The sequence below is a fragment of the Klebsiella sp. GG_Kp173 genome, assembly GCF_040062415.1.
Taxonomy (GTDB): Bacteria; Pseudomonadota; Gammaproteobacteria; order Enterobacterales; family Enterobacteriaceae; genus Klebsiella; species Klebsiella quasipneumoniae.
Map to the genome: position 1 here is coordinate 22,024 of NZ_JBEAFZ010000015.1, position 13,699 is coordinate 35,722.

At 57.6% G+C, this 13,699-nt stretch carries 13 protein-coding genes; 8 read left to right on the forward strand and 5 right to left on the reverse strand.

Annotated features, from left to right (window positions below; genetic code table 11):
* Window positions 1–52: 52 nt before the first annotated feature.
* Window positions 53–679: a lysoplasmalogenase gene (locus ABLU50_RS09350; protein ID WP_087832458.1), complete on the reverse strand. Its 627-nt coding sequence runs from the start codon at window positions 677–679 to the stop codon at window positions 53–55.
* Between the two features lie 150 nt (window positions 680–829).
* Between ABLU50_RS09350 and ABLU50_RS09355 the strand changes: the two genes are divergently transcribed.
* On the forward strand, window positions 830–1,180 hold the full coding sequence (locus ABLU50_RS09355) for a DUF2500 domain-containing protein (protein ID WP_023291234.1): 351 nt from the start codon (window positions 830–832) through the stop codon (window positions 1,178–1,180).
* Window positions 1,181–1,193: 13 nt separating this feature from the next.
* Here the strand turns inward: ABLU50_RS09355 and ABLU50_RS09360 are convergent, their stop codons facing one another.
* Both ABLU50_RS09360 and rsmD read right to left on the reverse strand, forming a co-directional pair.
* On the reverse strand, window positions 1,194–1,469 hold the full coding sequence (locus ABLU50_RS09360) for a DUF1145 family protein (RefSeq protein ID WP_004202092.1): 276 nt from the start codon (window positions 1,467–1,469) through the stop codon (window positions 1,194–1,196).
* Window positions 1,459–2,055: a 16S rRNA (guanine(966)-N(2))-methyltransferase gene (gene rsmD, locus ABLU50_RS09365; RefSeq protein ID WP_004202093.1), complete on the reverse strand. Its 597-nt coding sequence runs from the start codon at window positions 2,053–2,055 to the stop codon at window positions 1,459–1,461. Before rsmD ends, ABLU50_RS09360 begins: the two co-directional genes overlap by 11 nt.
* Before the next feature lie 182 nt (window positions 2,056–2,237).
* On the opposite strand from rsmD, the gene ftsY reads away from it, so the two are divergent.
* From ftsY to rpoH, 4 genes are all read left to right on the forward strand, one after another.
* Window positions 2,238–3,761, forward strand: coding sequence for a signal recognition particle-docking protein FtsY (gene ftsY / locus ABLU50_RS09370; protein WP_087832459.1), 1,524 nt, complete (start codon window positions 2,238–2,240; stop codon window positions 3,759–3,761).
* A gap of 2 nt (window positions 3,762–3,763) precedes the next feature.
* Window positions 3,764–4,432: a cell division ATP-binding protein FtsE gene (gene ftsE / locus ABLU50_RS09375; protein ID WP_004202097.1), complete on the forward strand. Its 669-nt coding sequence runs from the start codon at window positions 3,764–3,766 to the stop codon at window positions 4,430–4,432.
* A complete protein-coding gene (ftsX, locus tag ABLU50_RS09380) occupies window positions 4,425–5,480 on the forward strand; it encodes a permease-like cell division protein FtsX (RefSeq protein WP_002920816.1) in 1,056 nt (351 codons plus the stop codon). The genes ftsE and ftsX overlap by 8 nt, the downstream gene beginning before the upstream one ends.
* 269 nt (window positions 5,481–5,749) lie before the next feature.
* Window positions 5,750–6,604 carry an RNA polymerase sigma factor RpoH gene (gene rpoH / locus ABLU50_RS09385; protein WP_002920815.1) on the forward strand — a complete coding sequence of 285 codons (855 nt, stop codon included), beginning with the start codon at window positions 5,750–5,752 and terminating at the stop codon, window positions 6,602–6,604.
* 45 nt (window positions 6,605–6,649) lie between these two features.
* On the opposite strand, the gene ABLU50_RS09390 is transcribed toward rpoH, so the two are convergent.
* Entirely contained in the window at window positions 6,650–8,173 is a 1,524-nt protein-coding gene (locus ABLU50_RS09390; protein ID WP_087832460.1) for a PLP-dependent aminotransferase family protein, read from the reverse strand.
* Between the two features lie 118 nt (window positions 8,174–8,291).
* On the opposite strand from ABLU50_RS09390, the gene ABLU50_RS09395 reads away from it, so the two are divergent.
* Window positions 8,292–9,557 carry a 4-aminobutyrate--2-oxoglutarate transaminase gene (locus ABLU50_RS09395; RefSeq protein WP_023319267.1) on the forward strand — a complete coding sequence of 422 codons (1,266 nt, stop codon included), beginning with the start codon at window positions 8,292–8,294 and terminating at the stop codon, window positions 9,555–9,557.
* Window positions 9,558–9,953: 396 nt separating this feature from the next.
* On the opposite strand, the gene ABLU50_RS09400 is transcribed toward ABLU50_RS09395, so the two are convergent.
* Window positions 9,954–10,958 (reverse strand): IS110-like element IS4321 family transposase, encoded by a 1,005-nt coding sequence (locus ABLU50_RS09400; RefSeq protein WP_000427623.1) that lies wholly within the window; start codon window positions 10,956–10,958, stop codon window positions 9,954–9,956.
* Window positions 10,959–11,031: 73 nt separating this feature from the next.
* On the opposite strand from ABLU50_RS09400, the gene ABLU50_RS09405 reads away from it, so the two are divergent.
* Together ABLU50_RS09405 and livJ are read left to right on the forward strand one after the other, a co-directional pair.
* Window positions 11,032–12,276, forward strand: a complete 1,245-nt coding sequence (locus ABLU50_RS09405) for an amino acid permease (RefSeq protein WP_017899980.1) — start codon at window positions 11,032–11,034, stop codon at window positions 12,274–12,276.
* 257 nt (window positions 12,277–12,533) lie between these two features.
* Window positions 12,534–13,637, forward strand: a complete 1,104-nt coding sequence (gene livJ / locus ABLU50_RS09410) for a branched chain amino acid ABC transporter substrate-binding protein LivJ (protein WP_002920812.1) — start codon at window positions 12,534–12,536, stop codon at window positions 13,635–13,637.
* Window positions 13,638–13,699 lie beyond the last annotated feature (62 nt).

Genomic DNA, 13,699 nt, shown 5'->3' on the forward strand with positions numbered 1-13,699 from the left:
CTCATTAGCCGTAGGATACACTCTGGAGTCGACTCCAGAGTCAAGGACTAAATTACAGGTACAGCGCGCGCACGATGAGGAAGTGGCCGGCAAAGTAAAACGCGGCGGCAATGGCGTTATCGGCGCGGAAACGGCGACGATAGTGACTTACCAGCAACACGGCATTGCTTAGCAGCAGCAGAGCGGCGCCGGCGAAACCGGACAGCGCGGTGTTGGTAGGGCGGGCAAACCATAGCTCACCGGCCAGCCAGACCATCACCAGCGTCATGCCGATAAAGGTCAGCACCGGCATTTTCATCTCTTCCAGGCGGCTCCAGATCACCGCCATCAGCAGGGCGCCGAATACCAGCAGCACCAGCGGCAGCGGCCAGAAGAACGACAGCGTCAGCTGGCTGGCAAACCAGATGGTATACAGCAGATGCGACAGGAAGAAGGCGCCCACCGCGTACATCACCCGCTGGCGCGGCAGCAGGGTGAGGGCGTCGCCGAGCAGCGAGGCGCACAGGCCAGCCAGCACCAGGTAGCTGATGGCATTGAACATCGGCGCCTGCCAGGCCAGCAACAGCAACAGAATCAGGGTGACAGGTTTAAATACCCAGCGTCGCCAGGCCGGCCCGCGATAGGATGCATCGACATAAAGCCATGCGGAGAAACAGACAGCAATAAATGACCAAAGCATAGTAAGTCCCTGTATCTGTTATCATAAAGAAAGTTACGGATGCGTGAAGCTACCACTCAGTGTAGTGGTTTGGCGCAGCAGATGACAATGTTATTCCAGTCGCAGTATGCTGATTCCTGATATTTTTTATGGGTAACCTTAATGAGTAAAATGCCGCTCTTTTTTGTTCTGGTCGTCGCGGTGATTGTGGTGGCGGCTTCGTTTCGTTATGTGCAGCAGCGCCGCGAAAAACTGGCGAACGACGCCGCGCCGGTGTTGCAAAAGCGGGTGATCGTCAGCAATAAGCGGGAAAAAGTGATTAACGATCGGCGTTCGCGGCAGCAGACGGTGACGCCTGCGGGCAGCGAGATGCGCTATGAAGCGAGCTTTCGCCCTGAGAACGGCGGGCTGGAGGTGGTGTTTCGCCTTGACGCGCCGCAGTATCATGCGCTGAGCGTCGGCGATCGCGGGATGTTGAGTTATAAGGGCACAGCGTTCGTGGCGTTTACGCCCGATCCCTGAGCCCTTGTCAGGACTATTTCTTCAGCGTCGCCTTCAGTTTTTTCTGCCAGGCGACGAGCTCAAACACGCCGAAGATAAAAATGCGGATTTGCTCAAAGCGGCCCAGCGGCGGGGCATCTTTCGGCTGCGTCGCCTTGAGCAGCGTCAGCTGCAGACCATGCATCAGGATCATAAAAATCAGCGCGACGTTGACGAAGATATTCAGCGGCTTCGGGAAGGGCTGAAACAGATTCAATAACAGAAAGGCCCAGACGCACAGCATCAGCAGGCGGCCTAAATTAATCAGCATGGTTCTCTCCTTGGGCCTCACGTTGGTAAAGACGGTACGCGACCTGTCCGGCCACTTTTTCACGATACAGATGCCAGTTTGCCGGTACCGGCGGTAAACCGTTTTCGACTTCGCTTTCGACGTACACCAGGGCCTCATCGGCCAGCCAGCCCTGCGTTTCCAGCAGGCGCAGCGTCTCCTCCAGCAGCCCCTGACGGAACGGTGGGTCGACGAATACGATCTCATGCGGCGTGCCCGGTTGGCTCAGGAAGCTGAGGGTGTTGGTCGCGATCACCTTGCCGCGATCCGCTTTCAGGGTGGCCAGGTTTTTTTGCAACTGCTGAGCGACGCCGCGCTCCATCTCCAGTAGCGTAGTGCTGGCCGCATAGCGGGACAGTGCCTCAAGCCCCAGCGCGCCGCTGCCGGCAAAGCAGTCGAGGCAGTGCGCGTCAACGATGGACGGCGCCAGCCAGTTAAAAAGGGTTTCGCGAACCCGGTCGGTGGTCGGCCGCAGGCCCGGGCTCTCCGGCACCGGTAATTTACGGCCGCGCCATTGCCCGCCGATGATGCGGATCTGACCGCTGCCCGCGTGGTTTGGTTTTTTCATCTCTCTGCTCAAGTCTCAACTTCCGGCCTGCTATTCTAGCGATCGACGGCGGTTGACGAAACCTTAATCCGGGGGCGGTGCTGCGAGTTAAGTTAAGTGATAGACTATCCAACTAATTTCATCATTTTTTCAGCTTCTGATGAAGCTGCGCCATGAATAAACAGCGAGGAGTGTGGTCGCAAATGGCAAAAGAGAAAAAACGTGGCTTCTTTTCCTGGCTGGGCTTTGGACAGAAAGAACAGGCACAGGAAACCGAGACTGAACAAAAAGTAGAAGAACAACAAGCGGTTGCTGATGAGACGCCGGCGGCGGCAACCCCTGCCGAGCCGAGCGCGCCGAAAGCGGACCCGGAGGCGTTTGCCGAAGAGGTCGTCGACGTCACCGAGACGGTGGTCGAAAACGAAAAGGCCCACCTTGCGGAGCCTGCCAGCGTGCAGGAAGAAGAGTGGGTGGAAGCGCCTGCTCTGACCGAAGAAGCGCCTGCTGTTGAACCGGAGCCCGCGGTCAGCGAACCGGCTGAACAGCCTGCGGTGGTTGAGTCGCTGGCGGAAGAGGTTATCGCCGAACCGGTGGCGGCGGAGGTCGTGGCTGAGCAGCCTGTAGAGGATGCTGTTGCCCAGCCGCAGGAGACGGAAGCGCCGGAAGAGGACGCGCCGTTAAGCGATGAAGAGCTGGAAGCGCAGGCGCTGGCGGCCGAGGCGGCAGAAGAGGCGGCGGTGGTGGTGCCGGCGCCAGAAGACGAGGCGCCGGTGGAAGAACTGGCCCAGGAGCAGGAAAAACCGACGAAAGAAGGCTTTTTTGCCCGCCTAAAACGTAGTCTTCTGAAAACAAAAGAAAATCTCGGTTCCGGATTTATCAGCCTGTTCCGCGGTAAGAAGATCGACGACGATCTGTTTGAAGAGCTGGAAGAGCAGCTGCTGATCGCTGATGTCGGGGTGGAGACCACCCGCAAGATCATTACTAACCTCACTGAGGGCGCCAGCCGTAAGCAGCTGCGCGATGCGGAGGCGCTGTACGGCCTGCTGAAAGAAGAGATGGGTGAGATTCTCGCCAAAGTGGATGCGCCGCTGAACGTTGAAGGCAAAACGCCATTTGTTATTCTGATGGTCGGCGTGAACGGGGTGGGGAAAACCACCACCATCGGCAAGCTGGCGCGTCAGTTTGAGCAGCAGGGCAAATCGGTGATGCTGGCGGCGGGGGATACCTTCCGTGCGGCGGCGGTAGAACAGTTGCAGGTCTGGGGGCAGCGTAACAATATCCCGGTGATCGCCCAGCACACCGGCGCCGATTCCGCTTCGGTGATTTTCGACGCCATTCAGGCGGCGAAGGCGCGCCATGTTGATGTGCTGATTGCCGATACCGCTGGGCGTCTGCAGAATAAATCGCACCTGATGGAAGAGCTGAAGAAGATCGTCCGGGTGATGAAAAAGCTGGACGTCGACGCGCCGCATGAGGTGATGTTAACCATCGACGCCAGCACCGGGCAGAATGCCATTAGCCAGGCCAAACTGTTCCATGAGGCGGTAGGTTTGACCGGGATCACCCTGACCAAGCTGGATGGCACCGCCAAAGGCGGCGTGATCTTCTCGGTGGCCGACCAGTTCGGCATTCCGATTCGCTATATTGGCGTCGGCGAGCGTATTGAGGATCTGCGTCCGTTTAATGCGGGCGACTTTATTGAGGCACTTTTTGCCCGAGAGGATTAAGAATGATTCGCTTTGAACAAGTCAGCAAAGCCTATCTCGGTGGGAGACAAGCGCTGCAGGGGGTGAACTTCCACCTGCAGCCGGGCGAGATGGCGTTTCTGACCGGCCACTCCGGCGCAGGGAAAAGTACCCTGCTGAAGCTTATCTGTGGTATCGAACGGCCCAGCGCCGGCAAAATCTTCTTCAGCGGTCATGAAATCAGCCGCCTGAAGAGCCGTGAGGTGCCGTTCCTGCGCCGCCAGATCGGCATGATTTTCCAGGACCACCATTTGCTGATGGATCGCACCGTGTATGACAACGTGGCGATCCCGCTGATTATCGCCGGCGCCAGCGGCGATGACATTCGTCGCCGCGTCTCGGCGGCGCTGGACAAGGTCGGGCTGCTGGACAAAGCGAAGAACTTTCCGATTCAGCTCTCCGGCGGCGAGCAGCAGCGCGTGGGGATCGCTCGCGCGGTGGTCAACAAGCCGGCGGTACTGCTGGCGGATGAACCGACCGGTAACCTCGACGAGGCGCTCTCGGAGGGGATTTTACGTCTGTTTGAAGAGTTTAACCGCGTCGGGGTGACGGTACTGATGGCCACGCACGATCTGGGGCTTATCTCCAGCCGTCCGTACCGCGTGCTGACGCTCAGCGACGGCCATCTGCATGGAGGCATTCGGGGTGAATAAGCGCGACGCAATGAACCAAATCCGCCAGTTCGGCAGCAAGTTCGATCGCCTGCGCAACGCGGCGGGCGGCGGCGGCGGCGGGCGCAATGCGCCAAAACGGCCGAAAGCGGCGCCTAACCCGGCCTCGCGTAAGAGCAACGTGTTCAACGAACAGGTGCGCTACGCCTGGCACGGCGCGCTCCAGGATTTAAAAAGCACACCGCTGGCCACCTTCCTGACGGTGATGGTTATCGCCATCTCGTTGACCCTGCCAAGCGTCTGCTACATGGTCTACAAAAACGTCAGCAGTGCGGCGTCACAGTACTATCCCTCGCCGCAGATCACCGTGTATCTGGAAAAAACGCTGGATGACGACGCCGCGGCGCGGGTGGTAGGTCAGCTGCAGGCGGAGCAGGGCGTCGACAAGGTGAACTATTTGTCACGTGACGAGGCATTGGGTGAATTCCGTAACTGGTCCGGCTTTGGCGGCGCCCTGGATATGCTGGAAGAGAACCCGCTGCCGGCGGTCGCCATCGTGGTGCCGAAGCTGGATTTCCAGAGCACGGAAGCGCTGAATACCCTGCGCGATCGGGTATCGCGGATCCAGGGGGTCGATGAGGTGCGGATGGACGACAGCTGGTTTGCCCGCCTCTCCTCGCTCACCGGGCTGGTGGGCCGCGTGTCGGCGATGATTGGCGTGCTGATGGTGGCGGCGGTGTTCCTGGTGATCGGCAACAGCGTGCGCCTGAGCATCTTCGCCCGCCGCGATACCATTAACGTGCAGAAACTGATCGGCGCCACCGACGGCTTTATCCTGCGTCCGTTCCTCTACGGCGGGGCGATGCTGGGCTTCTCCGGCGCGTTTTTATCGCTGATCCTGTCGGAGATTCTGGTGATGCGCCTCTCGTCGGCAGTGACCGAAGTGGCGAAGGTGTTCGGCACCCAGTTTGAGCTAAGCGGCTTAGGCTTTGACGAGTGTCTGCTGATGCTGATCGTCTGCTCGATGATCGGCTGGGTAGCCGCCTGGCTGGCGACAGTGCAACATTTACGTCACTTTACTCCCGATTAAAAAAAGCGTGATATAATCTTTCCCTGCTGCAATGAGTTCCTGTTCGCAGGGAAAGATACCGCAAGCTTGTTCTCCTTTTCCTGCCCTCACTTTTTCATCGTGGTGTCACATTTTGTGCGTAATTTATTCACACCGTTGCATGGAACTTGTGGATAAAATCACTGTCTGATACTAATGTGAGTGATATTCTCGTTGCTCATGAATGCTGGCATGCTTGTTGCCTGATGGGGACAAGACCACGTCAGAAGATATCAATTGAGAGGATTTGAATGACCAAAGAAATGCAAACTTTAGCTTTAGCCCCCGTTGGTAACCTGGAATCGTATATCCGGGCCGCTAACACTTGGCCGATGCTGTCGGCTGATGAAGAGCGGGAGCTTGCTGAAAAGCTGCATTACCAGGGCGATCTGGAAGCAGCGAAAAAGCTGATTCTGTCTCACCTGCGCTTTGTTGTTCACATTGCTCGTAACTACTCGGGCTATGGCCTGCCGCAGGCGGATCTGATCCAGGAAGGCAATATCGGCCTGATGAAAGCCGTGCGTCGCTTCAACCCGGAAGTGGGTGTGCGCCTGGTCTCCTTCGCCGTGCACTGGATTAAAGCCGAAATTCACGAATACGTGCTGCGCAACTGGCGTATCGTGAAGGTCGCTACCACCAAAGCACAGCGTAAGCTGTTCTTTAACCTGCGTAAAACCAAACAGCGTCTGGGTTGGTTCAACCAGGATGAAGTGGAAATGGTGGCCCGTGAGCTGGGCGTGTCGAGCAAAGACGTCCGCGAGATGGAATCCCGCATGGCGGCCCAGGACATGACGTTCGACATGTCGTCGGACGATGAATCCGACAGCCAGCCGATGGCGCCGGTCCTGTATCTGCAGGACAAAACGTCAAACTTTGCCGATGGCATCGAAGACGATAACTGGGAAGAGCAGGCGGCGAATAAGCTGACTGACGCGATGCAGGGCCTGGACGAGCGTAGCCAGGATATCATCCGCGCCCGCTGGCTGGACGAAGACAACAAGTCCACGCTGCAGGAGCTGGCTGACCGCTACGGCGTCTCCGCAGAGCGCGTGCGTCAGCTGGAAAAGAACGCCATGAAAAAACTGCGTGCGGCGATCGAAGCCTGATACGCTACCCCTGCCTGACGCCAGGCAACCCGATAACGCCCCGCCTCAGGTTGGGGCGTTTTGTTTTTCTGCGCCATCCATGGGCCGCAGCACCTCTGGACAGTGCGTCCGCAGGCAGCCGATCAGCACGCTGAACGCCGGCGCCATCTGCTCCTCGGGCTGGCTGGCAAATCCCATCAATAATCCTTTCTTACGCGCCGCCGTCAGGTAGTAGCGCGAGAGCGGCCGCACCAGAATGTGGCGCGCATTGGCCTCGCGGGCGATCGCCACATCGTCAGCCTCTTCCGGTAAATTGAGGATCAAATGCAGCCCGGCATTATCGCTGAAGTCCGACAGGGCGTCGGGCATACAGTGCCGCTGAATCAGCTCGGTTAAAAAGGCGCGGCGACGGCTGTAGAGCAGGCGCATGCGGCGGATATGGGCCGAGTAGTGACCAGCGGTAATAAACTCCGCCAGCGCCATCTGGATCAGCGAATGGCCGCCGCGGTAAAGCTCGGCGTGGGCGTGCTTCAGATCGCTGACCAGCGGACGGGGGATCACCACATAGCCCAGACGCAGGCCGGGATAGAGCGTTTTACTGAAGGTGCCGATATAGACCACCGGCGCGTCGGCCACCAGCCCCTGCAGGGCGGGGATGGGCTGGCCGGAAAAGCGAAACTCGCTGTCATAATCATCTTCGACGATCCAGCTCCCCTGCTGGCGGGCGAGCGCCAGCAGCCGCTGACGACGTTCAAGGCTCATCACTGCGCCCAGCGGATACTGGTGAGAGGGGGTGACAAAGATGAGCCGCGGCGCATCGTCTACCGTTTCCGGCGGACACAGGCCGTTGGCATCGACGGTCAGGGGCTCCGCCCGGACGTCATTCATCGCCAGCAGGTGGCGAATGCCCCAGTAGGAAGGCTCCTCCACCCACGCCAGATCGCCGCTGTCGCACAGAATGCGGGTGACCAGATCGATAGCCTGGTGGATCCCCTCGGTGATAAGAATTTGATCTGCCTGACAGTGGACGCCGCGCGATACCCGCAGATAATCCACCAGCGCCTGCTGCAGCTCCGGGGTACCGCCGTTGCAGCTGTAGCTGAGCCGCTCCGGCTTTGGCCGACGGCTGATGCGCGCCTGGATCTTGCTGAACAGCGGATGGGGAAAGGCGTTAACGTCCGGTACGCCGGGAATAAACGCTCCCCACTGGCGCGGGCTGGCGCTGACCTGGCCGAGCAGGTGCTGGCCGCGGCGTGAAAGGTGCGCCGTCGATGTCGCGATGCTGCTGTTTTCCCGCTCACCCTTAGCGGTCAAGGAACTTTCAGAGGCGGTTTGGGCAACGAATGTTCCGCTTCCCCGACGGGAAACCACATATCCTTCCGCCAGTAATTGTTCATAAGTTGTTAATATGGTGTTTCTTGATACGCCGAGTTCTCCCGCCAGGTCCCGCGACGGCGGCAGGCGGCTTTGCGGTGCCAGCGAACCGTCAAGGATCGCGCGGCGAAGCGCGTTGTATAAGCGTTTGTGCAGAAGAGGGTCGCGCTCTTCCTGCAGACGGACCAGCACCAGGTCACCCACCAGCGAACGCAATTGGATCCCTCAGATATTCAAAATTGGTACTCGATTATAGGGCCAACTCCTGTGTAAATAAACGACATCGTTTCTAATTTGTTGCGATAACGTGACATACACGACAGGAGATTCGCAGGTGAAAAGCTCAGAACTGAATCAACGTCGCCAGCAGGCGACGCCGCGCGGCGTAGGCGTAATGTGTAACTACTTTGTCGAGAAGGCGGAGAACGCCACGCTGTGGGATATCGAAGGCAATGAGGTGATCGATTTCGCCGCCGGTATCGCCGTGTTAAATACCGGTCACCGTCATCCGAAGGTGGTTGCCGCGGTTGCTGACCAGCTGCAGGCGTTCACCCACACCGCCTATCAGATTGTGCCGTACGAAAGCTATGTCACGCTGGCGGAACGTATCAACGATCTGGCGCCGATTGACGGGCCGGCAAAAACGGCCTTCTTCACCACCGGCGCGGAAGCGGTCGAGAACGCGGTGAAAATTGCCCGCGCTTACACCGGTCGTCCGGGGCTGATAACTTTCGGCGGCGGTTTCCACGGCCGTACCTTTATGACCATGGCCCTCACCGGTAAGGTCGCACCCTACAAAATCGGCTTCGGGCCGTTCCCGGGTTCGGTGTATCACGGTGTCTACCCGAATGCGGCGCATGGCGTGACCACCGCGGATGCGCTGAAAAGCCTGGAGCGCATTTTCAAAGCGGATATTGCGCCGGATCAGGTCGCGGCCATCATCCTCGAGCCGATCCAGGGGGAAGGCGGCTTTAACGTCGCGCCGGCCGATTTCATGCAGGCGCTGCGCGACCTGTGCGATACCCACGGCATTCTGCTGATCGCCGATGAAGTGCAAACCGGTTTCGCTCGTACCGGCAAGCTGTTCGCCATGCAGCATTATGATGTGAAACCGGATCTGATGACGATGGCGAAAAGCCTCGCCGGCGGTTTCCCGCTGTCGGGCGTCGTTGGTCGCGCCGAGGTAATGGATGCCCCAGCGCCAGGCGGACTGGGCGGGACCTATGCCGGTAACCCGCTGGCGGTGGCCGCGGCGCACGCGGTGCTGGATGTGATTGCCGAAGAGCAGCTGTGCCAGCGCGCTGAGCAGCTGGGTAGCCATCTGCAGGAAGTGCTCAACCAGGCGCGCGCCACCTGTCCGGCGATTGTCGATGTCCGCGGCCGGGGGTCGATGGTGGCAGTGGAGTTTAACGATCCGCAAACTGGCGAGCCGTCGCCGGAGTTCACCCGCCAGGTGCAACAGAGAGCGCAGGAGAACGGCCTGCTGCTGCTGAGCTGCGGCGTCTACGGCAACGTGATCCGCTTCCTCTATCCGCTGACGATTCCGGACGCCCAGTTCTCGAAAGCGCTGGATATTCTGGCGCGCGTACTGAAGAGCTAACGTCTCCCCGGCGGGCTGCGGCGGCAGGGAAGCCGAACAGAAACAGGACGCCGCAGTCGCCTGTTCATGCTCAGCGTGAGTGGTTTATCACCCTGATATCACCTTTTTTCCGGCGGTGAAAATCGCCGGAGTAAAACGGAATCTATGGTCACTCCCGTTTTTGCAACACCGATTTTGACGACAAGTTGGCTTGCTTGAATCTATCCGGCGTCTGAATGGGATTTTATTCCCGCGCCTTGATGAGTTCCGCGCCTGATGAACCTCCAGAAAATATACGGCTTCAATGAGCCTTTCCGTTTTACAGGTTCCTCAACAGGCCGGTGGGCCGTTAGTATCATCAATATCAGTATTCGCAAAACCAGATCAGTAATTCTTTAAACCGGTGTATTTCTGCCGTTATGCTACATAAGTTTGCTGTCGTGCCGTTAGGGCCCAGGCTATTCTGGCCAGCTTGTTTGCCAGAGCACAAGTGACGACAAAGTTGCTTTTCCGGCACAGTAAATCCCTGACCCAATCGGCCAATTTGCCAGACTGGTGTTCCAGTTTTTGTATGAATACCCTGGCACATTGAACCAACAAAGTTCGGATCTTTTTATTACCTCGCTTACTAATTCCCAGCAATGTCGTCCTACCTCCCGTGCTGTACTGCCGAGGTACAAGCCCTGTTGCCGCCGCAAAGTCACGGCTGCTGGCGTACTGCTTCCCGTCGCCAATCTCAGTTGAAATAGTACTCGCTGTCAGTGTTCCGACGCAGGGAATGCTCAGCAAGCGCTGTCCAACCTCATCTTCGTCCAACTTTCGTTTCAACTGGGATTCCAAATCTTTAATCTGCTCAACAAGATAGTGATAATGCTGTTGTAATTTCAGCAATAACTGGCTGAGGTAAAGAGGCAAACTATTATCCTCAAGAATGGTACTCAGTCGGCTAATAACGGCAGCTCCTCGGGGAACGCTAATGCCAAATTCCAGCAGAAAAGCATGCATTTGATTGGTTGTTTTTACCTTATCCTGAACCAGGGATTCACGGACACGATGCAGAGCCCGCATTGCCTGCTGAGATTCCGTTCTGGGCTGCACAAAACGCATAGACGGACGCGATGCAGCTTCACAAATAGCTTCGGCGTCGACAAAGTCGTTTTTATTGCTTTTAACGAACGGGCGGACAAATTGTGGTGATATCAGCTTTGGGGAATGCCCCAACTCTTCCAACTTGCGTGCCATAAAGTGAGAACCGCCACAGGCTTCCATTGCGATGGTTGTAGCGGGGCATGTCGCCAAAAATTCGATCAACTTTGGCCGGGTAAATTTTTTACGGTAAACAGCCTTCCCGCGACGATCCTGGCAATGAATATGGAAAGAGTTTTTACCCAGATCGATACCAATGAGCGCAATGTTTTCCATGATAGTTCTCCGAATGAAAGCCTGTCCTCAGCATAGTACCGGGAAGGAGGGAGTGACCATCTCATTAAGTATTATGTCTGAAAACTCCACCTTTTCTCCCGTCCTCACCGGCCGGGAACGTACGGCTGTCCCTGCAAAATCTCTGAGCTTCGTCGAAGGCGTATCGATGATTGTCGGTACCAATATCGGCGCGGGCGTCCTCTCTATCGCCTATGCGTCAAGTAAAGCGGGCTTCTTACCGCTGCTGTTCTGGCTGGTGCTGGTGGGTAGCCTGACCACGGTGACCATGCTCTATGTCGCGGAATCCACGCTCCGCACGCGTAAACATCTGCAGCTCAGCGGATTATCAAAGCGCTACGTCGGCGGCTTTGGCGCGCTAATGATGTTCCTCTCCGTCTGCGTCAACAGCGTCGGGGCATTGACGGCTTATATGACCGGCAGCGGCAAGCTGCTGCACTCGCTGTTTGGCATCTCGCCGGCGCTGGGCAGCGTGCTGTTTTTCGTCCCGGCGGCAGGGGTGCTCTATCTGGGGCTGAAGGCGATCGGCCGCGGCGAGAAATTTATCAGCATCGGTATGGTGGTGATGATCTCGGTGCTGGTGATTGCCACGCTGCTGAAAGAGACCACCCGCGTGGGCTATCTGCTCGACGGCAACTGGCTGTATATGGTTCCGGTCTTCAACGTCGTGGCGTTCTGCTTCTCGGCACAGTATATCGTCCCAGAAATGGCGCGGGGCTTCGCCGACAAACCGGAAAAATTGCCTAAAGCCATTATGGTCGGCATGGCGCTGACCTTTACCCTGCTGGCGCTGGTGCCGCTGTCGGTGATCTCGCTTAACGGCCTGGAGAATATTTCGGATGTGGCCACCATCTCCTGGGGCAGGGCGCTTGGCGAATGGGCCTTCTTCTCCGCCAACCTGTTTGCGCTGTGCGCGATGTTGACCTCCTACTGGGGACTGGGCGGCAGCTTCCTGACCAATATCTTCGATCAGTTCCGCCTGGGGAATGACGAACAGCCCGCCCGTCGCCTGATGGTACTGCTGGTGGTGGCGATCCCGCCGTTCGCGCTGGCCTACAGCGGCATGGTCTCCTTCGTCAACGCGCTCTATTTTGCCGGGGTGTTCAGCGGCGTTATTTTATCGATTATGCCGATCCTGATGCTCAAGGGCGCCCGCCAGCGTGGCGACCTGACGCCGGGCTGGACCTGTCCGGCCTGGATGACCCATCCGCTTATCCAATGCTTCATTGTGTTGTTGTATCTTTGCAGCGCCGTCTACGCGATAGCGTCCGCGGTAGGCTACCTGCCCGCTGGCTGGTAATTAGGGCCTGTTTTGCACCGCGTCCGGTTCATGCTGGCGCGGTTTTTTTATTTGTCACTTATCTGTTACATAGCCCGCAATTTAGTCGTTTCAAATTCCTCAGAATGACGGTATGTTTAGCATAGTGTGCTGCAAAAGCGCGAGCAGCCCCCGGTAGATTAGCTATCATATGCTTTTCCTATCGATATAAACAAAATAATGCGCTAACAAACAACATCACAACAAATGCAAAAACCATAATAATGGGGAGCCTCAGGATGAATATGAAGGGTAAAGCGTTACTGGCAGGATGTATTGCCTTAGTTATGAGCAGCGCGGCGCTGGCGGAAGATATCAAAATCGCGGTAGTCGGGGCGATGTCCGGCCCGGTGGCCCAGTACGGCGATCAGGAATTTACCGGCGCCGAGCAGGCGGTAGCGGATATCAATGCTAAGGGCGGCATTAAGGGCAATAAGCTGCAGATCGTAAAATATGATGACGCTTGCGACCCGAAACAGGCGGTAGCGGTCGCCAACAAAGTGGTCAACGACGGGATCAAATACGTTATCGGCCACCTGTGCTCCTCTTCCACTCAGCCGGCGTCTGATATCTATGAAGACGAAGGCATTCTGATGATCACCCCGGCAGCAACCGCGCCGGAGCTGACCGCGCGCGGCTATAAGCTGATCCTGCGCACCACCGGACTGGACTCCGACCAGGGACCAACCGCGGCGAAATACATTCTCGACAAAGTGAAGCCGCAGCGTATCGCAGTGGTGCATGACAAACAGCAGTATGGCGAAGGTTTGGCCCGTGCGGTGCAGGATGGCCTGAAAAAAGGCGGGGCGAACGTGGTCTTCTTCGACGGGATCACCGCCGGTGAGAAAGACTTCTCCACGCTGGTAGCGCGCCTGAAGAAAGAGAATATCGACTTCGTCTATTATGGCGGCTATCACCCGGAAATGGGCCAGATCCTGCGTCAGGCCCGCGCTGCCGGTCTGAAAACCCAGTTTATGGGCCCGGAAGGCGTAGCGAACGTCTCCCTGTCTAACATCGCCGGCGAGTCGGCGGAAGGTTTGCTGGTGACCAAGCCGAAGAACTACGACCAGGTGCCGGCGAACAAACCGATTGTGGATGCGATCAAGGCGAAAAAACAGGATCCGAGCGGCGCCTTCGTCTGGACCACCTACGCGGCGCTGCAGTCGCTGCAGGCGGGCCTGAATCAGTCTGACGATCCGGCGGAAATCGCTAAATACCTGAAAGGCGCGACTGTGGACACCGTGATGGGCCCGCTGTCATGGGATCAGAAAGGCGACCTGAAAGGATTCGAGTTCGGTGTCTTTACCTGGCATGCAAATGGTACGGCGACCGACGCCAAATAATTTAACCGGCGCCTTTCACGCTGCAAATGCGTTGTCTGCGACCCTCAACCCCGGTCACTTAC